Annotated in this window: 19 protein-coding genes; 9 read left to right on the plus strand and 10 right to left on the minus strand. The window is 66.7% G+C overall.

Going from position 1 to position 20,004, the window contains the following annotated elements; all coding sequences use genetic code 11:
- Positions 1-29: 29 nt before the first annotated feature.
- Positions 30-575 carry a GNAT family N-acetyltransferase gene (locus tag AC13GI_RS00760; RefSeq protein WP_025879325.1) on the minus strand — a complete coding sequence of 182 codons (546 nt, stop codon included), beginning with the start codon at positions 573-575 and terminating at the stop codon, positions 30-32.
- A gap of 95 nt (positions 576-670) precedes the next feature.
- Positions 671-1,528 (minus strand): 23S rRNA (adenine(2030)-N(6))-methyltransferase RlmJ, encoded by an 858-nt coding sequence (locus AC13GI_RS00765; protein ID WP_132825582.1) that lies wholly within the window; start codon positions 1,526-1,528, stop codon positions 671-673.
- Positions 1,529-1,563: 35 nt separating this feature from the next.
- Between AC13GI_RS00765 and creB the strand changes: the two genes are divergently transcribed.
- The 5 genes from creB (at position 1,564) to AC13GI_RS00790 (ending at position 7,334) form a co-directional block, all read left to right on the plus strand.
- Positions 1,564-2,289 carry a two-component system response regulator CreB gene (gene creB / locus AC13GI_RS00770; RefSeq protein WP_380657688.1) on the plus strand — a complete coding sequence of 242 codons (726 nt, stop codon included), beginning with the start codon at positions 1,564-1,566 and terminating at the stop codon, positions 2,287-2,289.
- 3 nt (positions 2,290-2,292) lie between these two features.
- Positions 2,293-3,753, plus strand: coding sequence for a two-component system sensor histidine kinase CreC (creC, locus tag AC13GI_RS00775; RefSeq protein ID WP_482995238.1), 1,461 nt, complete (start codon positions 2,293-2,295; stop codon positions 3,751-3,753).
- An 81-nt stretch (positions 3,754-3,834) separates the two neighbouring features.
- On the plus strand, positions 3,835-5,148 hold the full coding sequence (gene creD / locus AC13GI_RS00780) for a cell envelope integrity protein CreD (protein WP_482995239.1): 1,314 nt from the start codon (positions 3,835-3,837) through the stop codon (positions 5,146-5,148).
- A 15-nt stretch (positions 5,149-5,163) separates the two neighbouring features.
- Entirely contained in the window at positions 5,164-5,574 is a 411-nt protein-coding gene (locus AC13GI_RS00785; RefSeq protein ID WP_099783339.1) for a hypothetical protein, read from the plus strand.
- 167 nt (positions 5,575-5,741) lie between these two features.
- Positions 5,742-7,334, plus strand: a complete 1,593-nt coding sequence (locus AC13GI_RS00790) for a M28 family metallopeptidase (RefSeq protein WP_482995240.1) — start codon at positions 5,742-5,744, stop codon at positions 7,332-7,334.
- 90 nt (positions 7,335-7,424) lie between these two features.
- Here the strand turns inward: AC13GI_RS00790 and AC13GI_RS00795 are convergent, their stop codons facing one another.
- Positions 7,425-8,126 (minus strand): hypothetical protein, encoded by a 702-nt coding sequence (locus tag AC13GI_RS00795; protein ID WP_482995241.1) that lies wholly within the window; start codon positions 8,124-8,126, stop codon positions 7,425-7,427.
- Positions 8,123-8,389, minus strand: coding sequence for a hypothetical protein (locus AC13GI_RS00800; RefSeq protein ID WP_482995242.1), 267 nt, complete (start codon positions 8,387-8,389; stop codon positions 8,123-8,125). The genes AC13GI_RS00795 and AC13GI_RS00800 overlap by 4 nt, the downstream gene beginning before the upstream one ends.
- 143 nt (positions 8,390-8,532) lie before the next feature.
- Between AC13GI_RS00800 and gltX the strand changes: the two genes are divergently transcribed.
- Entirely contained in the window at positions 8,533-9,936 is a 1,404-nt protein-coding gene (gene gltX, locus AC13GI_RS00805) for a glutamate--tRNA ligase (protein WP_482995243.1), read from the plus strand.
- 34 nt (positions 9,937-9,970) lie between these two features.
- Positions 9,971-10,456 (plus strand): Fur family transcriptional regulator, encoded by a 486-nt coding sequence (locus tag AC13GI_RS00810; protein WP_025879333.1) that lies wholly within the window; start codon positions 9,971-9,973, stop codon positions 10,454-10,456.
- An 85-nt stretch (positions 10,457-10,541) separates the two neighbouring features.
- On the opposite strand, the gene AC13GI_RS00815 is transcribed toward AC13GI_RS00810, so the two are convergent.
- From AC13GI_RS00815 to AC13GI_RS00835, 5 genes are all read right to left on the minus strand, one after another.
- The gene (locus tag AC13GI_RS00815; protein WP_482995244.1) at positions 10,542-11,207 is read right to left on the minus strand and encodes a hypothetical protein; all 666 of its coding nucleotides are present in this window, start codon (positions 11,205-11,207) and stop codon (positions 10,542-10,544) included.
- A 323-nt stretch (positions 11,208-11,530) separates the two neighbouring features.
- Complete coding sequence (locus tag AC13GI_RS00820; RefSeq protein ID WP_229979299.1) at positions 11,531-12,694, minus strand: HlyD family secretion protein; 1,164 nt, start codon at positions 12,692-12,694, stop codon at positions 11,531-11,533.
- Positions 12,695-12,704: 10 nt separating this feature from the next.
- Positions 12,705-14,378 carry an MFS transporter gene (locus tag AC13GI_RS00825; RefSeq protein WP_353098511.1) on the minus strand — a complete coding sequence of 558 codons (1,674 nt, stop codon included), beginning with the start codon at positions 14,376-14,378 and terminating at the stop codon, positions 12,705-12,707.
- Positions 14,378-14,944 carry a TetR/AcrR family transcriptional regulator gene (locus AC13GI_RS00830; protein WP_025879336.1) on the minus strand — a complete coding sequence of 189 codons (567 nt, stop codon included), beginning with the start codon at positions 14,942-14,944 and terminating at the stop codon, positions 14,378-14,380. The genes AC13GI_RS00825 and AC13GI_RS00830 overlap by 1 nt, the downstream gene beginning before the upstream one ends.
- 275 nt (positions 14,945-15,219) lie before the next feature.
- A complete protein-coding gene (locus tag AC13GI_RS00835) occupies positions 15,220-17,418 on the minus strand; it encodes a TonB-dependent receptor (RefSeq protein WP_482995245.1) in 2,199 nt (732 codons plus the stop codon).
- Between the two features lie 133 nt (positions 17,419-17,551).
- Between AC13GI_RS00835 and AC13GI_RS00840 the strand changes: the two genes are divergently transcribed.
- The gene (locus tag AC13GI_RS00840; protein ID WP_025879338.1) at positions 17,552-17,965 is read left to right on the plus strand and encodes a MerC domain-containing protein; all 414 of its coding nucleotides are present in this window, start codon (positions 17,552-17,554) and stop codon (positions 17,963-17,965) included.
- A 110-nt stretch (positions 17,966-18,075) separates the two neighbouring features.
- The gene (locus AC13GI_RS00845) at positions 18,076-18,258 is read left to right on the plus strand and encodes a 30S ribosomal protein THX (protein WP_025879339.1); all 183 of its coding nucleotides are present in this window, start codon (positions 18,076-18,078) and stop codon (positions 18,256-18,258) included.
- A gap of 130 nt (positions 18,259-18,388) precedes the next feature.
- On the opposite strand, the gene AC13GI_RS00850 is transcribed toward AC13GI_RS00845, so the two are convergent.
- The gene (locus AC13GI_RS00850) at positions 18,389-19,648 is read right to left on the minus strand and encodes an alkaline phosphatase family protein (protein ID WP_380657715.1); all 1,260 of its coding nucleotides are present in this window, start codon (positions 19,646-19,648) and stop codon (positions 18,389-18,391) included.
- Positions 19,649-20,004: the final 356 nt, after the last annotated feature.

A 20,004-nucleotide genomic window follows, 5' to 3' on the forward strand; every position in this document is an offset into this window, starting at 1 on the left:
ACATCGCCGGGCAGGGCCCGGCGCTACTGTCAGTTGTCCAGCTCCAGCACCATCCGCACCAGGCCCTCGGCCCCGTTCGGGTGTGGTACCGGCTTGAAGCCCAGCGAGGCGGCCAGCTGCTTCATCGGCTCGTTCTCGGCGGCAACATCGCCGTACAGGCGGTCCAGGTACTTGCCGCGGCCCCATTTCACCAGCTTGCGCATCAGCTGGCGGCCCAGGCCCTGGCCGATCAGGAACCGGCTGATCAGGATCGCGTACTCGGCTTCACGGGTACCGGGGATGATCGAGGCACGGGCCACCGCGCCGACCACGGCCTCACCGGCCGGCAGCGACTCGGCGGCGACCAGGGTGATCTCGGTCTTCGGATTGGGGTGGGTCAGGCGCTGGGTGGTTTCCGGCGACAGCTCGGTCACCGACTGCAGGAAACGGTCACGGATTTCTTCCGGCCCGAACAGGCTGAAGGCGGCCTGCAGCGGCGCGCCATCTTCCGGGCGGATGGGGCGGATCAGCAGCTCGTGGCCGCTGGGAGCCTTGAAGATCTCATGCCAGGGCGGCATGCGGTTGCGAGTGGCCATACCGGGTGATTCCTTGGTGGTCCATCGATTGTGTCATCACCGGGGCTGTATTCCGTGAACGAAAGGCTCACGGTCGTACAGCCTCGTGAAGGCCCTTATTCGGCCGTCTTCAGCCAGTCCAGGCGGGTGCTGGCACCGGGTTCGCCCAGATGCTGGCGCAGCGCCGGCAGGGCCGGGCCGACCACGCGGTCGAACTGCCAGGGCGCATTGAGCACCAGCATGCCACTGCCGTTGAGGCGCAGCGGCGAGTCGTCCGGGCGCACCAGGAACTCGATGGTCATCGCCGACTTCACCGGCAGTGCGGTGGCCTTGCGCAGGAAATGCAGGATGGTGCGGCGCTGCTTGATCGGGAACCAGACCGCACAGGTGGCCTGCGGCCAGCGCGCCAGGGTCTCGGCCAGCGCGGCCAGGATGGCCTGGTACTCGGCGTCCTGGGCCTCGTAGGGCGGGTCGATCAGGACCAGGCCGCGGCCGATCTTGGCACCGTTGGCCTTGGGCGGCAGCAGCGAGCGCAGCAGCGCGTAGCCGTCACCGGGGTGCACGCCGACGCGGCTGTCATGGGCGAACAGGGTCTTCAGCGACGCGGCTTCGTCCTCCTGCAGCTCGCACACCGCCATCCGGTCCTGCGGGCGCATGGCCTGCGCGCTCAGCAGCGGCGAGCCGGGGTAGGCGATCATCGCGCCGACCGGATTGTCGGCCTGCACTGCCTTGAGGTAGCGCTCGACCACCTCTGGCAGCTTGGGCTGGGCCATCAGCCGCATGACCCCGGATTCGGCCTCAAGGGTCTTGCGGCTTTCTTCGCTGGCCAGCAGGTAGCGGCCGGCACCGCCGTGGGTGTCGAGCACGAAGAACGGGCTGTCCTTGCGCTTGAAGCTGTCGATCAGGGCCAGCTGCACGATGTGCTTGAGGACATCGGCGTGGTTGCCGGCGTGGAAGGCGTGGCGATAGTTCATGGGCGGCAGTGTACGGGGCAAGGGCCGCAGCGGCTATGCTGCGCGCCATGACAGCGCCTGTTACCCATGTCCTGGTGGTTGAAGACGAAGCGGCCATCGCCGAAACCGTGCTCTATGCGCTGCGCAGCGAAGGCTATGCGGCCAGCCACTGCCTGCTGGGCGGGCTGGCCCTGCAGCAGCTGCAGGCCGGCGATATCGACCTGGTGGTGCTGGATGTCGGCCTGCCGGACCTCAGTGGTTTCGAGGTCTGTCGCCGGCTGCGCGCCCTGCCGGGGCCGGTGGCGCAGGTGCCGGTGATCTTCCTGACCGCACGCAACGACGAACTCGACCGCGTGCTGGGCCTGGAGCTGGGGGCCGACGACTACATGGCCAAGCCGTTCTCGCCGCGCGAGCTGGTGGCGCGGGTGCGTGCCCGGCTGCGGCGTGCCACGCCCGCTCCGGCCGCCCCGGGCGCCGAGACCGGCTGGCAGGAACATGGTGCCTTCGCCATCGATCGTGAAGGCCGCCGCATCCGCTTCCAGGGCCACGCGCTGGACCTGACCCGCTATGAATATGCCCTGCTGGAAGCGCTGCTGCAGCGCCCCGGCGCGATCCTCAGCCGTGCCCAGCTGATGGACCGTGGCTGGGACAGCGCCGCCGACAGTGCCGACCGCACCGTCGATACCCACGTCAAGACGCTGCGCGCCAAGCTGCGGGCGGCCGGCGCCAGCGGTGAGCCGATCCGCACCCATCGCGGCCTCGGCTACGCCCTGGAGGTCTGACGGGTGCGTCTGGTCCTGAAACTGTTCTTGGGCTTCTTCCTGATCGTGGGCATCGCCGCGTTCTTCGTGATGCGCGTGTTCGTCAATGAAGTGAAGCCGGGCGTGCGCCAGGCGATGGAATCGACCCTGGTGGACGCGGCCAATGTGCTGGCCGAGATGGCTGCCGCCGACGTCAAGGCCGGCACCATCCGCAACGGCAGCTTCACCCGCAACCTGGCCAAGGCCCGGCAGCGCGACCTGAAGGCGATGGTCTGGCGTTTCCCCAAGCGTGCGCTGGACTACCGGGTGACGATCACCGACGCCAAGGGCATCGTGATCTACGATTCGCTGGGCCGCGACGTGGGTCGCGACAACTCGCGCTGGAATGATGTCTATCGCACGCTGCGCGGCGAGTACGGCGCGCGCTCCAGCCCGGAAACGCCGGGCGATGACAGCAACACGGTGATGCACGTGGCCGCGCCGGTGTACGACCCGGCCGATGGCAGCACCCTGATCGGCGTGCTCAGCCTGGCCCAGCCCAACCGCAGCATCGATCCGTTCATCGCCGCCAGCCAGCGCGCCATCATCGAGCGCGGCGCGTGGCTGATTGGGCTCTCAGCGCTGGTGGGCGTGCTGGTGACCATGTGGCTGACCAACGGCCTGGGCCAGCTCAGCCGCTACGCACGGGCGGTCAGCGCCGGCGAACCGGTGCCACCGCCGAAGCGCCGCAACGATGAGATCGGCGAGCTTGGCCAGGCCCTGGAGACGATGCGGCGCAAGCTGGAAGGCAAGGCGTACGTCGAACAGTACGTGCAATCGCTGACCCACGAGATGAAAAGCCCATTGGCGGCGATCCGTGGTGCCGCCGAACTGCTGCAGGAGCCGATGGCCGACGCCGACCGCGCGCATTTCGCACGCAGCATCGTCGACCAGCAGGAACGGCTGACCGAAACCATCGACAAGCTGCTGGCGCTGGCCGAGGTCGAGCAGCACGGCTGGTTGCAGACCCGTGATCCGATTGCCTTGCCCGCGCTGCTGCGGGAAGCCGCCGCGGCGGCGCAGGTGCGCGCGCAGGCCGCCGGTGTCCAGCTGCATATCGACCAGGTGCCCGACCTGCGCGTGCAGGGGGACGGCTATCTGCTGCGACAGGCGCTGCACAACCTGATCGACAACGCCATTGCGTTCTCGCCACCCGGCGCACAGGTGCAGCTGGATGCGCAGGTGGACGGGCAGGGTGTACGCCTGCAGGTTGCCGACCGTGGCGCGGGCATTCCCGATTACGCACGCGAGCGCGTATTCGAGCGCTTCTATTCGCTGGCCCGACCCGCCACCGGCCGCCGCAGTTCCGGCCTCGGCCTGCCCTTCGTGCAGGAAGTCGCGCGCCTGCATGACGGCCGCGCCAGCCTGCAGCCGCGCGAAGAAGGCGGCACCGTGGCCAGCCTGTGGCTGCCGCTGGCGATACCCGGGCAGCGCCCGCGGCGCTGACTTCACATTCGCTTCAACTTCGCCACAAACCCTGCTCACCGCAGGCGTCCATCCTGCAGTCCTCTCCAACGAGGACGGACGATGAAATCCCTGAAGATGCTGCTGCGGTTCGCCATTGTCGGCGGCCTGATCCTGCTGCTGCTGATCCCGCTGTTCCTGATCCGCGGCGTCATCACCGAACGCAGCGCCTATCGCGAAGAGGCCTACTCGCGGGTGGCCGAAAGCCGTGCCGGGACCCAGCGCGTGGTCGGGCCGGTGCGCGTGGTGCCGTGGTCCAAGCGCGAGCTGGTGGAGGTGGTCGATGCGCAGGGCAACAAGAAGACCGAGCTGCAGACCACCCAGGGCTACTGGTTGCAGCCGCCGGCCACCCTGCAGATCAGCGGCGAGCTGCTGCCCAGCCAGCGTTCGGTCGGCCTGTTCAAGGTGCCGGTGTACAGCTGGAATGGCCAGCTCAAGGCGACCTTCAGCGAGGATGACTACCCGGAGCACGATGGCACGACCTATGGCGAGGCCTATATCGCACTGGGCGTGTCCGATGCACGTGGCCTGGTCGGTACGCCGAACCTGCGGGTAGATGGACAGCAGGTCAAGCTGCTGCCGGGCGTGGCCGGCGCATCCGCACTGGGCCGTGGGCTGCATGCGCCGATCGCCGGCATCTCGCGCAGCGGAGGCACCCTGGCGGCCAGCAGCGTGGAACTGGAGCTGCAGCTCGATGGCAGCCGTTCCCTGTCGGTGGTGCCGGTGGGTGATGACAACCAGATCGCCCTGCGCTCCAGCTGGCCACACCCGTCGTTTGCCGGTGCGTTCCTGCCGAACGAGCGGCGTGTGGATGCACAGGGCTTCGATGCACGTTGGGCCGTGTCCTCGCTGGCATCGGACGCGCAGCAGCGACTGCACGAGGGCGATGACCTGGACGCGCAGGCGGTGCAGGTCTCGCTGGTGGACCCGGTCGATACCTATACCCAGGCCGACCGCGCTTCCAAGTACGGCGTGCTGTTCGTGGTGCTGACGTTCGTTGGCTTCATCCTGTTTGAACTGATCAAGTCGCTGCGCATCCACCCGCTGCAGTACCTGATGGTCGGCCTGGCGCTGGCGATCTTCTTCCTGCTGCTGATCAGCCTGTCCGAGCACATCGCCTTCTGGCAGGCCTACCTGGTCTCGGCGCTGGCCTGCATCAGCCTGCAGGCGGTGTACCTGGCCAACGTTCTGGGTCACTGGAAGCGGGGCCTGGGCTTCGCCGCGATGCTGACGGTGCTGTATGGCGCGCTGTATGGGCTGCTGGTGTCGGAAAACAATGCGCTGCTGATGGGCTCGCTGCTGCTGTTCGTGATCCTGGCGCTGGCGATGTGGGTGACCCGTCGGGTCGACTGGTACGCCCTGGCCGAGCAGAAGTGAAGTAAGGAGCAGGCCATGGGTTGGCGCCAAGGATTGCAGCAACGGGCACGACAGGGCATTCCCGCCCTGCTGGAAGTGGATGCGCTGCTGCAGGCGCATGGGGTGTTGGCGGCGTTGCCGGGGGCACGGATCGCGCCCGGCCTGGTCCGCTTCCAGCTGGCCGCCATCACCTGCGAGGGATTGCAGCGGCGTGGGCTGGACTGGTTGCGGGAGGCGCGGCATGGACGCGGCGCCCTCGCGGGCAAGGTGCCGCGTTACCGGCCATGGAAGGCCGGGGCGGCGGCATTGTCGGAGATCGGCATCGACGGGCTGCCTGCGGACTGGCCGGAACATGCCGCCGTGTTCGGCTGCAGCAGCATCGACCAGCGGCATTGGTTGCTGCTGTTGCCGGAGCGTGCGCAGCTGTGGCTGGGGTGGAAGGGGTGATGGTGGAAGCCCGATCCACGCATGGCGTGGATCTACTGGGCCTCTGGTGGGTGCGGACCCTGGTCCGCACGCTCCTGCTCTGCCCATGACCGATGGGACGGGGGCCCGGCGCCCCTGCTGGCTAGACTCGAGGGCTGGATGATCGAGCCGAAGGGCAGGGGTGCGATGTGCTGAAGTGGGGCGTGCTGGCAGTAGCGCTGGCGATGGGTGGCAATGCAGTGGCGCAGCAGCGTGAGCCGGTGGACCTGGACATGGTCGGCAAGATCCGCCAGCAGGCGTTCCACAAATCGCAGGTGATGGACACCTTCAGCTACCTCACCGAACGCATCGGGCCGCGCCTGACCAACTCGCCGGCGATGGGCCGCGCCAATGCCTGGACCCGCGGTAGGTTCAGCGAATGGAAGCTGGACAACGTCCACGACGAAGCCTTCGACGAATTCGGCCGGGGCTGGGAATTCACGTCGGCCAGCGTGGAGATGCTGGGCGATCGCGTGCAGCCATTGCATGCCCTGCCCAAGGCGTGGACGCCGGGCACCCACGGCCCGGTCGAGGGCGAGCTGCTGCAGGTGGACATCAAGAAGCCTGAGGACATCGAGAAGTATCGCGGCAAGCTGCGCGGCAAGATCCTGCTGCTGGGCGAGGCACGCGAATACAAGCGTGGCACCGACGCCGATTCGCACCGGCATGACGCCACCTCGCTGGAAGGCCTGCAGGAGTTCACCCTGCCCAAGGACAAGGACGTGGCCGCCGACCGCGCCAAGCGGGTCAAGGAATACCAGGAAAAGCAGGCGCTGACGGCGAAGGTCAACGCGTTTTTCGTCGAAGAAGGCGCGCTCGCCGCGATCAGCATCAGCAGCTGGGACAACGGCATCATCCGCGTGGCCGGTGGTGGCTCGCGCAAGGCCGGTGAATCGGTCGGCATCCCCGAACTGGCGATGATCGCCGAGCACTTCAATCCGCTGGTACGCGCGCTGGAAGCCAAGCAGAGCGTGCGCCTGCGCGTGGATGTGGCCGCACGCTTCACCGACGAGGCCGACCAGCCCGGCTACAACACGCTGGCCGAAATCCGTGGCAGCAGCCGGCCCGATGAAGTGGTGATGATCGGCGCGCACCTGGATTCCTGGCACAGCGGCACCGGTGCAGCCGACAACGCCGCCGGCGTGGCGGTGATGATGGAGGCCATGCGCATCCTCAAGGCCAGCGGCGCCAAGCCCAAGCGCACCATCCGGGTTGCGCTGTGGAGTGGCGAGGAACAGGGACTGATCGGCTCGCAGGCATACGTGGCCAAGCACTTCGGTCGATTCCCCGAGCCCACCGACCCGGCGCAGAAGGCGCTGCCGGCCTCGCTGCGCGAACCGACCGGTGCCCTGCAGAAGACCCGCGACTACGGCAAGTTCCAGGTCTACTTCAACATGGACAACGGCTCGGGTCGCTTCCGTGGCATCTACGCACAGGAAAACCTGGCGGCCATGCCGATCTTCGAAGCCTGGCTGGCCCCGTTCCATGACGTGGGCGCGACCACCGTGGCTACCCGCAACACCGGCAGCACCGACCACATCAGCTTCGACCGCATCGGCCTGCCGGGCTTCCAGTTCATCCAGGACAAGCTGGACTATTTCAGCAACGTCCACCACAGCCACCTGGACACCTGGGACCACGCCGAACCGGAAGACCTGAAGCAGGCCGCCGCCATCGTCGCCTCCTTCGCCTACCACGCCGCCATGCGCGAGCAGTCGTTCCCGCGCAAGCCCGAGCCCTGAGACTGGACGGAGGGGATCAAGTCGAATCCCCTCCATGGGTCCTGACCTGTTCGTACGTTCGTGGAGAACGCAGAGCCGTAGGCGCTTGCGTCATCCGCCGTCGTCGTTGTCTCCCAATACGTCCAGTCGGCTCCAAGCGGGATCGTGGGAGTACCCCAGGCGATAGTCATTGCCATTCCCTCTCGAGTTGGGAACCTGCACCAGCTGGGATCCGAGCATCTTCAGCGCATCGGGGGCGGTCAGAGCGGAAACCAGCGTGTCGACCGCTGTTCCGTCGGCAGAAAACGCAGCCAGACAAAGGCGCGGACTACACTGGACCCGGATTCGAGCCAGAGGCGCTGCGCCATCGGGAAGGCGCAGCGAATGCAGCGCCTCCAATGCAATACGACGCTCCTGCTGGGCACTTCGGTCCGTTGCATAGTCATCCCGCAGACGTTCCATGGCACGGTCGAAATCACTTTCCCGTTCCAGGACGTTCTGGATCACATCGGCGTTGAGGCCGTCCGAAGTCACCAACGGGGTATCGCCAAAGGGCTTGATCGCGCTGGGCAGCTCGTCAGACGGGAACAGGGAGACCGCATCCTTGGCCGGTCGGGCAGCGAGGGTCGAGACCCAAGGTGAGGCCGCGACCTGACCACCGTCTCCTGTGGGGTGGGGCGGGGGGCTGTCGGTGCCGCAACCTGCGGCTAGTCCCACGAAAAGCAGCACCGGGAGCGTGACAGGACTGGCGTAGATCCTCCAGAGCCGCTTCTCCTGGCGAGGCGCAGGACGCGTCTGCAGGGCGTCCTTCATTTACGCCGGTCTTCGATGATGCCTTCACCGTTCAGCGCGATGCGCATGACCCAGCCGCCGCCGCTGTCCCAGATGGAAAAACCGCCACCGGGCCGGGTCGCGATCTGGCATCGGTTCTGGCAGCGATAGGTTTTCCCGTTCACCTTCACGACCTCGGCTGCGTACGCCGCCGATACCGATGTCACGCCGGCAAGGAGCAGGGCTACGCTGCGGAACCGCATACGTGCTGCCATGCGGCGGCCACGCTTGGACTTGTTGTTCATGCACAGATTCTTGCCAATGCCGGGAATCGGCGGTCTGTCCAGACTCCACCAAGGCGACCCCGGAGGCTGTCGGGTGACGCCACCTTGGCGTGTGAGGGGGCTTCCCGCGTAAAATTGAGGAAAATCCGTTCCTCGAGCCCTCCATGACCTGCCGCACCCGCTTCGCCCCCAGTCCCACCGGCTACCTGCATATCGGTGGCGCCCGCACCGCACTGTACTGCTGGCTGGAGGCCCGCCATCGTGGCGGCGAGTTCGTGCTGCGCATCGAGGACACCGACCGCGAACGCAGCACCCAGGGCGCGATCGACGCCATCCTGGAGGCGATGGAGTGGCTGGGCCTGGACTACGACGAAGGTCCGTTCTACCAGACCGAGCGCGTCGCCCGGTACAAGGAAGTGGCCGAGCAGCTGATCGCCGACGGCAAGGCGTACTACGCCTACGAAACCCGTGAAGAGCTGGACGCCATGCGCGAGGCCGCGATGGCCAGGCAGGAAAAGCCGCGCTACAACGGCGCCGCGCGCGAGCAGGGGCTGCCGTACCGGGACGACCCGAACCGCGTCATCCGCTTCAAGAACCCGCTTGAAGGCACGGTGGTGTTCGATGACCTGATCAAGGGCCGCATCGAGATCGCCAACAGCGAGCTGGATGACATGGTCATCTTCCGTCCGGACGGCTACCCCACCTACAACTTCGCAGTGGTGGTGGACGACTGGGACATGAAGATCTCCGAAGTCATCCGTGGCGACGACCACATCAACAACACCCCGCGCCAGATCAACCTGTACGAAGGCATCGGCGCGCCGGTGCCGAAGTTCGGCCACATGCCGATGATCCTGGACGAGCAGGGCGCCAAGCTGTCCAAGCGCACCGGCGCGGCCGATGTGATGCAGTACAAGGACGCCGGCTACCTGCCCGACGCGCTGCTGAGCTACCTGGCCCGGCTGGGCTGGTCGCACGGCGACCAGGAACTGTTCAGCCGCCAGGAGCTGATCGACCTGTTCGATGTGAAGGACTGCAATTCCAAGGCCTCGCGCCTGGACATGGCCAAGCTGGGCTGGGTCAACCAGCACTTCCTGAAGACCGAGGAACCGGCCGCGATCGCGTCGCACCTGGTCTACCAGCTGCAGAAGCTGGGCCTGGACGTGGCCGCTGGCCCGGCGCCGGTGGACGTGGTGATCGCCCTGCGCGAGCGCGTGCAGACCCTGAAGGAAATGGCCGAGAAGGCCGTGGTCTGGTACCAGCCGCTGAACGAGTACGATGAAGCGGCCGTGGCCAAGCACTTCAAGGCCGGTGCGGAACTGCCGCTGGGCAAGGCCCGCGAGCTGCTGGCGGCCCTGCCGGAGTGGACTGCCGAGGCTGTTGGCGTGGCCCTGCACGATGCTGCCGCAGCGCTGGAAATGGGCATGGGCAAGGTCGCCCAGCCGCTGCGCGTGGCCATCACCGGCACCCAGGTCAGTCCTGACATTTCCCATACCGTGTACCTGGCCGGCCGCGAGCAGGCCTTGAAACGCATCGATGTGGCCATCACCAAGGTAGCAACGGCCTGAGCCCACCGGCCCACGCCCGAACTGGAGAACGCGCATGTCCGCCAAAACCGCCTGTACGGCCCCGCACCACCATGTCCACGACGCTTCGGATTTCGTGGCGGTGGTCGAGCGTGTCTCGCGTGAGCGCGGGCTGCGCCTGACCCCGATCCGCGCCAACGTGCTCAAGCTGATCGCCGAGGCCGGCAAGCCGGTCAAGGCCTACGAGCTGCTGGAGTGGGTGCGCAACGGCAAGGGTGTGGGCGCTGATGCCCCCCCCACCGTGTACCGCGCGCTGGATTTCCTGATGGCCAATGGCTTCGTGCACAAGCTGGAATCGGTCAATGCCTTCGTGGCCTGCCACCATCCCAGCAGTGCGGCCCATTCGGTGCCGTTCCTGATCTGCAACAGCTGCCACAGCGCGGTGGAACTGGAAGACCGCGAGATCGTGACCCAGCTGGAGAAGCGGGCCAAGGAACTCGGTTTCCAGCCGCAGGCACAGACGTTGGAAGTGCACGGCCTCTGCGCCCGCTGCGCCGGCTGACGGAAGGGTAGTGCCGGCCGCTGGCCGGCATCCTCGCAATTGGGGTCAGATCCCTTTGCCAGCGGCAAAGGGATCTGACCCCATCTCACAGATGCCTGCGCAGATGCTTCAGCACTGCCTTGCGTGCGGCGATCAACTCCGCATCCTCCAGTACCAGTGACTGCACCCAATCCAACGCCTCGGCAACGCGTGCGCCGCGCGCGGCATACAGCGCCATGCACTGGCGTTGCGGCGTCGGCGCTTGGCCCCACGCGCGCTGCACACGCTGCAGCAACGTCTGTTGGATATCCGTAGACACCGCCACACCCTTGTCGAACGACAGCAGCACGTTCAACGCAGCCAACGCCCGCCACGGCGTTGACGTGGGATCGTCCTGGCTGAAATCCGCCTGTCTGCAGAACGCCAGCAGGGTGGCAACCGAAGCCTCGCTGCGCACCTCTTCCAGCACCCCGATCGCATAGGTCGCCATGCGTGGCTGATCCAGCAGCGGCGACATTCCCGCCACGCCGCCGTACCCGAACGCAGCACAGGCCCTTGCCCACGGCGCCATCGGCGCGAAATGCGTGCCATCGCCGTTGTACTGGAACTCCTCGCGCCAGCCATGCAGCGCGCACAGACGTTCAATCTCGGCCGCACCTTCGGCACCATGCTCCAGCACGAAGCCGATCAGGTCTTCCACTTCGACCGCACCGCCATGCTCCCGTGGTGCAGGACCCTTGGCCGCCTTGCGGGCCAGTGCGTTGAATTTCATCGTTGTCGTCTGTTCCTGCAGCAAAGCAGTCGAGCATGGCTCAACACTACAAAAAAGCGGAGCCGCGCGCTTTTGCTTTTGATTTTCATCCTTTGATTCACGTGGCTGACGCGCACGGAACCTGTCCGTGGCCGGGTGGGTGGGGTAGGCGGGACCGCAGGCGCCATGGATGGCGCCTACGAGCCCCCAGGGATGGGTTCACGGCGTGTCCCGCCTGCCTCACCCACCCGGCCAATCCCACCAATCCAACCGCAACGATCCGCCACGAGGGGCTCCGCCGTTCGCTGCCTTCGACGAAGCCGCGCAGTCAAGCAAGCCAGCGCCTAGTCCATCGGCTTCGTCGCAGTATCCACCCGCACGATCACCGACATGCCCGGCCGCAACCGCGCCGCCAGTTCCTGCTCCCCGTTGATCGAGATCCGCACCGGCAACCGCTGCACCACCTTGGTGAAATTGCCGCTGGCATTGTCCGGGCGCAACACGCTGAACTCCGATCCGGTGGCCGGCGCGATCTCTTCCACGCGGCCACGCAGCACCTGGCCCTGGAACGCATCCACCGAGAACGACGCCGGCTGCCCGATCGCCATCTGCCAGGTCTGGCCTTCCTTGTAGTTGGCCACCACCCACAATGCATCCGGCACCAGGAACAGCAGCTGCGAACCGGCCGCCACGTACTGGCCCACGCGTACGCTGGCCTCGCTGATCTGCCCATCGCGCGGCGCATGGATCACCGTGTTGGCCAGGTCGATGCGCGCCAGTTCAAGCTGCGCCTGCGCACTTTCCACCTGCGCCTCCAGGCTCTTGCGCGAGACCTGGGTCGAGACCAGGGTCTCCTCGGCGATGCGGATCTGCGCCTGCGACTGCTGCACGCTGGCCTGTGCCGAGGCCTGGCTGGTGCGGAACTTGTCGCGGTCGTTGATCGACACCAGCTGCTGCGCCGCCAGTTCCTCGTAGCGCTTGGCTTCATTGCGCGAGCGCTGCAGCTCAGCCTGTCCGGCCGACAGCGTGGCCTGCGCCGAAGCGATCTGCGCGCGGTTCTGCGCCTGCGACTGGTCCGAATTGGCCAGCGCCGCGCGCGCGCTGTCCAGCGTGGCCTGGGCCTGCGCCACCCGCTGCGCATAGATGCGGTCGTCGATGCGCAGCAGCGGCTCGCCCTGTTTCACGTGCTGGAAATCCTTCACCAGTACCTCGGTCACGTAACCGTTGACCTGCGGCGCCATCACCGTGATCTGCCCGCGCACATAGGCGTTGTCGGTCACCATCACGCTGCTGGTGAACGGCCACAGGTGCCAGGCGCGCAGGATCAGCGCGATGCCCAGCAACGCCACCACCACCATCACCACCACGCTGCGCGAACTCGGCTTGAGGTACTTCGGTGCGGCGGCGGGCGCGGCAGGCGTTGCCGCCGGTGCCGCATCGGTGGGCGGTGGCGGGGTGACGTTCTCGGCAGCGTCGGTGTCGTCTGGACGGGGCGGGACGGGAGGCATGGCAGTGAACTCAGCGCGGTGCCGCGGTCGCAGCCGCAGCGGGGGAGGAGGGATGGCGCTTGCGCCATTGTTTGCGCACGGCGGTACGCAGCGACAGCAGCAGCAACCAGCACAGGAAGCCGATTGCCAGCCAGCCGCTCAGGGTGAACACATCATTGAAGCCACGCACGTTGGCTTCGCGGCGGGTGGTCTGCGCCAGCTGCGCGCTGCCCTGTGCGCTGCGCAGCACCGGGTCGGTGATCTGCGCTGCATACAGCTGCTGCTGGATGCGCAGGCGCTGCGCCACCACCGGGTCGGCTGGATCGAGCTGGCTGGTCAAGGCGCTGGAATACAGCTGCTCGCGATGCAGCTGGAACGTTCCCAGCACGGCCGAGCCGGCCAGTCCGCCCAGTGTCTGGGTGATCGACAAGGTCACCAGGAAGGTGATCATGTGGTCCACACCCTGTTTCAGCGCGGCGGAAATGCCGAGCATGATCAACGGGCCCATGAACATGCCGGCGCCCACCGAAGCCAGGAACTGGCTGACGTAGAAGTCGTGCGGCCGGTCCATGCTGGTGCGGTGCTGGTCGAAGAACGCGGCCGCGCCCAGCAGCAGGATCGCCAACAGCAACTGCGCGATCAGACGCTTCGGGCCGAAGGTGATCGCCGCGCCGGCGATGCCGGTCACCACGCCGGCGAGGATCACCACGAACAGCGGCCGCATCTGGTCCGGCCCCATGCCCAGGGTGCGCATCAGGTTGACCACGCCGTAGGACTGTTCGGTGGTCAGGAAGCGGATCAGGAAGGCGCCGACGATGAAGTGCATCACCGGCAGCGTCGACAGCCAACGGATCTGCAGCAGCGGATTGCGCCGGTAGTGTTCGATGATCAGGGCGGTGGTGGTCAGCGCGATGGAAGCGATCAGCGCCCAGCCCAGCCACGGCGTGTTGAGCCACCAGCGCGTGTAGCCCTGCGCGAGCACGATCACCAGCAGGGCGACGGCGGGCGCGAGCAGGGCAAAGGTGAGGAAATCCAGTGGCTCGAACGCCTTCACCTGCACGCCTGGCGGCAGCTTCAGCACCACCACGGCGGCAAACGCGCACAGCGCCAGCCCCGCTTCGAACGAATACAGCTGGTGCCATTGGCCGGTATCGACCAGGCCGGGCGAGACGATCCAGGCAATCGGCACCGCCAGCTGCGACAGGCCAACGCCGACCACCAGCAGGTTGCCGGTGAAACGTCGCGGCAGGGCTTGCAGCATGTACAGCGTGCCCAGCGTCGAACATGCCGCGCCGGCGAAACCGCTGGCGGCGCGGGTCAGCATGGTGGTCTCGAAACTGCCGACGAACAGGTGCAGCACCGCCAGCGCCGCATACAGCCCCAGGCCGATCTCGGCGAACAGGCGGATGCCGTACTGCTGGCGGAACTTGAAGGCCAGCAGGTTGGCGGTCACATTGACCATGGCGTAGGCGGCGACCAGCCAGCTGCCCTGGGTGGGCGTGAGTGACAGTTGTCCCTGCAGGAAAGGCAGGTTGGCCGTTACCAGCGCGTTGCCAAGGCCGCCGGTGATGGCCACCAGCAGCGAGACCAGTGCATAGGCTGCACGCCGATAGGGTGGGTGCCACGGCATCGACGCCGAACCGGGCATGGTCGGCTTCTCGTGCTCCTCCCAATCCGGAACCGGCTTGAGGTACGGCTGCACCATCAGCGTTCCCCGCTGGCTGCTCCCTGGAGTCCCCCGCGCAGCAGCTGCAGGGCACGCCCGGCCAGTTGGGCGCGCTCATCGCGGGTCTTGCCGCGCAGGGCCGCACCCAGCATGCCCGAGATCAGTGAAATATCCGTCTTCTCCAGGTCCGGCCGGCACAGGCCAGCGGCCTTGGCACGGGCGATGGGCGCTTCCAGCAGGTCGCGCACGGTCTCGCGCGCGGTGCGCATGGCCGGCACGTCCGAATCGACCGCGCGCCAGTAATCGGCCAGTGCCGGCGAATCGACGATGCGCTGGGCCATGCCTTCGAACACCTCGAACAGGGCATCGTCGCGGTCGCCAAGCTGCTCGACCTGGCGGCGGATGCGGTCGACCGTGCGCTGCAGCAGGGCCTGGATCAGCGCCGTACGGTCGGGGAAATTGCGGTACAGGGTGGCGCGGCCGACTTCGGCACGCTCCACCACCAGGTCCAGCGGCGCGGTAACGCCATGTTGGCCGAACACATGGTCGGCGGCATCGAGGATGAGGGCTCGGCGGGCAGCAGCATCGGCACGTTGGGTGGTCATGGCTTCATTTTCGGACAAACATGTCCGGATGGCGAGAGACGAATGGCGACGGGATTGTCCGCTTGTTGTCGTACGCACATCTTTGTGACGCCTGTGTGAGGGACGGCTGGGAGGGTAAAAAAAAACGGGGGGCCAACCTGGCCCCCCGGGAGAGAACGACGGCACGCAGCCATCAAAGTCGGTAGCTCCACGCCATGCGTGGATGCACTTACCCGTAGATCCACGCCATGCGTGGATCCATTTCCAGTAGATCCACGCCATGCGTGGATGCCCCATCAGAAGAACGCGCGGATCCCGAAAGCGACACCACGACCCGGCAGCGGCGAGTAATCCTTCAGCAGCGAGGTGTGCGGACGCACTTCGCGGTTGGTCAGGTTGCTGCCGTCCAGGAACAGCTCGTAGCTGTTGCTGTCGCTGCGGTCCCAGCGGTAGGCCAGGTGTGCATCGACCAGGGTGTATCCGTTGCTCGGCGCCTCGTTCTGCGCCACGTCCTTCTGCCGGCTGTAACGCACCGCACCCACCGAGGCACGCCAGCCATCTTTCGCCCAGCGCAGGTCGGCGCCGACACGGCCCGGGGCGATGCGCGGCAGGTAACCGGTGTTGGCCAGCTCCACGCTGTAGTTGTGGTTGTGGTCACCGTGCGGTACCGCGATATCGAGGTTGCGATTGCCACTGCCGTCCAGCTTGGCCTGCACGTAGTCGCCGAACACACGCAGGTCCCAATCGCCGGCACCGCCTTCGAACAGGTGCACCAGCGCTTCGGCCTCTGCGCCCTTGAACACCGCGTCCTGCTGGGTCCAGGCACGCACCGGCAGGCTCTCGGTCACACCGGTGTCGGCCAGGTAGATGAAGTCCTTGAACTTGGTCTGATAGATCGCGGCAGAGAAGTCCAGGCGTTCGCTGTGGGTGTGGATGCCCAGCTCGATGCGCTGGCCGCGCTCGGTCTTCAGGTTGGCATCGCCGATCTCAAGCGAGCGGGTGGCGATGTGTGCACCGGCGGCGTACAGCTCTTCATTGGTCGGCGCGCGCTCGGAACTGTCCACGCCGATGCGCAGGTCGACGGCATCGTTGAGCTTCCAAATGCCGGCGGCCGACAGGTTGGTCGCATCGAACTTGCGGCGCTGGTAGTCGCCGGTCGGGTCCAGCTTGACCTGGTCGTGGCGGCCGCCCAGTTCCAGCTTGAACGGGCCGAACTGCTTTTCCTGCAGCACGAACACGCCGATGTTCTTGGTGCCGGTATCCGGCACGAAGGCTTCTTCACCCTTTGCGCCGAAATCGCTGTTGCCGACCTGCAGGCCGAAGGCGCCGTCCCAGCCGCCGATCTGCTGCTGCACCGCTTCCAGGCGGCCTTCGATGCCGCGGTTGGTGAAGCGGGTGGACGGCGTGCCGGCTTCCAGCTCCACGTGTTCGTAGTCGGTGTAGGCCACGCGCGCGTTGATGTTCTTCAGGAACGACACCGGGTTGTAGATGCCGGCCTTGGTCTCGAAGCGGTTCTGCACCATGTCGATGCGCACGTCATGCTCTTCACCTTCCTCCTCCTCGCCATGGTCGTGGTCGTGACCATGGTCGTGGCCATCGCCGTCGGCATGCACATGGGCGCCGTTGGGAATGCCGTAGTTGGTGCGATAGGTGCTGGCCGAGACGCCGAAGTAGCCGCCTTCGCCCAGCCAGGTGGCGCCGACGCCGCCGGCGCGGGTGCGGATGGAGCTGTTGTCCAGGCGGCCGCGACGCGGCTCTTCGCCTTCCTCGCCTGCGTGGTCGTGGTCATCGTGGTGGTGTTCCAGGCCGTCGATCACCGCGTAGCCGGGAATGCGGAAGTCGTCGCCATTGCGCACCAGGCCATCCACGTGCAGCACGACGTTGCCGCTCACGCCGTCAAGGCGGAACATGCCGCTGCGCTCGTCGTTGACCGAGTTGCCGCGCAGTTCGGCGCGGCCGCTGAGCGGACGGTCCGGCAGTTCGCGCGCGATGCGGCCATCGACCACGTTCACCGCGCCGCCGATCGCGCCGCTGCCGAACAGCAGGGTTGCAGGGCCCTTCAGCACTTCGATCTGGTCGGCCAGGAACGGCTCGATGCTGGTGGCGTGGTCGGCGCTGACGGTGGAGGCGTCCATGTTGCCCATGCCGTTGGACAGCACGGCCACGCGCGGGCCTTCCTGGCCGCGGATGATCGGGCGGCCGACACCGGGGCCGAAGAAGGTGCTCTGCACGCCGGGCAGCTTGGCCACGGTGTCGCCGAGGGTGCCGGCCTTCTGCTCATCCAGGCGCTCACCGGCCAGCACTTCAACCGGACGTGCCAGCGATTCGGCATCACCCTGCAGCGGCGACGCCGTGACCTGCACCGAGGACAGCTCGGTCAGGTGGCGGTCACGATGCGAATCATCGTCGGAGGCCGCAAAGGCGACGGACGGCAGCAGCGCAGCGAGCGCCAAGGCCAGGGAATGCGGCTTGAAACGAGGGTGGTGGGAGGGCATGGGCGGTCCTTTGTTACATTGTATCAATCGGGTGGCGCACGAATCCCGTCGGCGGGACAGGGGGAGCGGAACCGTGCGGGTCGGGAAACGATGTTATATTATTCCATAACGATTCGCCGCCCTGCTGGAAGTCATGCCTTTGCCCTCACGCCTGCGCCACCTGCTCGATCGCTTCGGCGCCACCGGTTCGATGCTGTGCGCGGTGCATTGCGCGGTGATTCCGCTGCTGCTGGCAGCGGCGCCGTCGCTTGGCCTGTCTTTCTGGCTCAGTGATGGCGTGGAAAAAGCGCTGGTGGTGTTCGTGACCCTGCTGGGCTTGTTCAGCCTGGTCTGGGGCTACCGGCGGCACGGCGCGCTGCGTGCGCTGGCGTTCCTGATTCCCGGACTGGTCGCGTTGTGGGCCGGCGTGCTCTACGACCCGCTGCACCACAACGCGGTGCCGCACGCGGTGGTGATGACCCTGGGCGGGCTGCTGGTCGGCATCGCGCACCTGGTCAACCTGCGCCTGAACCACGGCCACGTACATGACGCCAGCTGCGCGCACTAGGTGCTCCGTGGTAGGCTTTCCGATCGTGCGCGGGGGCGCCCGGCAAGGCGGCCCCGCCGAACCCGTGTCAGTACGGGGTAACCAGATTTCACATTTGAGGAGTTGAAGACATGGGTAAGGGTGACCGCAAGACCGCCAAGGGCAAGCGCTACAACGCCAGCTACGGCAACGCCCGTTCGCACACCGCGAGCAAGGTCGCCGTAGGCGCCGCTGCCCCGGTTGCCAAGAAGACCGTGGCCAAGGCTCCGGCGAAGAAGGCTGTGGCCAAGAAGGCAGTGGCCAAGGCCGGCTGATCCGCCGACCGACCGGTCCAAAGAAAACGCGGCGCTCGGCGCCGCGTTTTTTTTTGCCCATTCTTGTAGGGCCGAGCCCATGCTCGGCTGGCGCAATGCAGCCGAGCATGGGCTCGGCTCTACAACGTATTCAACGCAGGGTCTGCTTCAACGTTTCCGGATTGCCATCGTTGGCCGCTTCCGGCACCTGCAGCAGGTGCGCCAGCAGCGGATAGAGGTCGACGTTGTCGAAACCGTCGATCACCAGGCCCTGCCGGAATGAAGGGCCACGAGCCACGAACACGGCGCGCATCGACGGCAACGCGTTGTCGTAACCATGCGAGCCGCGATCGGCATGCTCGCGCTTGGCGATCTTCTCGCGCGTCAGCGCGTCCCAGCCCTCATCCATCTGGCAGACGATTGCCGGCACGCGCGGATGGCTGCCGTAGTGCCAGCGCGCCGGCAGGTTTTCCTTCTTCCAGCATTCGTACTGGGCATGACGGCCGAGCAGGGCGCGCTCGGCCTCTGCCTCATGTCCCGCCACCGGCGCGAAGCCGACCGACTGGCCCGGGCTGACGTTGCGCGCGAGGCTGGGATCAACCATCGATTCGAGGGCGATCACCTGGCCCTCCGGCACCGACGCCATGCCATGGTCGGAGACCACGATCACGTTGGTGGTTTCGGTCAGGCCGTGCTGCTGCAGGCCATCAAGCACCTGGCCGATGATCCGGTCGGCTTGCACGATGGCATCGGTGTACTGCCTGGAGTCCGGCCCAAAGTTGTGGCCGGCCTTGTCCACGTGCTCCATGTACAGCGTGGTCAGGCGTGGGGCATCGGCATCGGTCTGCGACAGCCAGTCGAGCACGGTCTGCGCACGCTGTTGCAAGGGTTCCTTGGCGTTGTAGATGCGCCACTGGCTGGGCCGCGTGCCCTGGATCTCGGCTTCGCTGCCCGGCCATGAGGTGGTGGCGGTGCGCACGCCGACCTTCTCGGCACCCACCCAGATCGGTTCGCCGCCCCACCATCCGCTGGTGGTCACCGCAGTGCGGTCGTGCAGCGCGAAGCGACCCAGCTCAGCATCATCCATGCTGTTGTTGATGATGCCGTGGTGGTCCGGACGCAGGCCGGTGACCAGCGTGTAGTGGTTGGGGAAGGTGAGTGACGGATAGGAGGGCGTCATCCAGCGCGCACGCACACCACCGTCGATGATCCGCTGCAGGTTCGGGGTGAGGCCGCGATCCAGGGCATCGGCGCGCAGGCCGTCGATGGAGATCAGCAGCAGCTTCGGCGGCGTGGCCGGGGGCGCGTTCGTGCCGCTTGCCGCGGCGATGGTCGAAGGCGAAGGCGTGGTGGTGCAGGCGGCCAGGGGCAGCAGCAGCGCCAGCGTGCAGGTCAGGCGTACGGATGTCATCCGCCCATGATAATCCGCGGCAATGACGTACCAAAGACACGTGGCGCCCTTGGGCGCCACGTGTCCACGCATTTCACCTTGTCCCCGCGCCCTTGGCGCGCCCCCTTGAACAACAAGGGGGCTCTTCTCCAGACAGATTACGGATGCTTCCATCCACGCATGGCGTGGATCTACCGGAACGAATCAAACCGTCACCGGGAACCTGTCGAAGGCGGGGGGGATGAATCTGCGGGGGCGTGAGCGCCATGGATGGCGCGATCGAGCCTACAGGGACGTACTTGCGGCGTCCCCCGCAGATTCATCCCCCCCGCCCAACCCACAGTCAATCCCGAGCCGGCTGTTGCTTCGGCGGTTGC

Source organism: Stenotrophomonas sp. 82F1 (assembly GCF_056861525.1).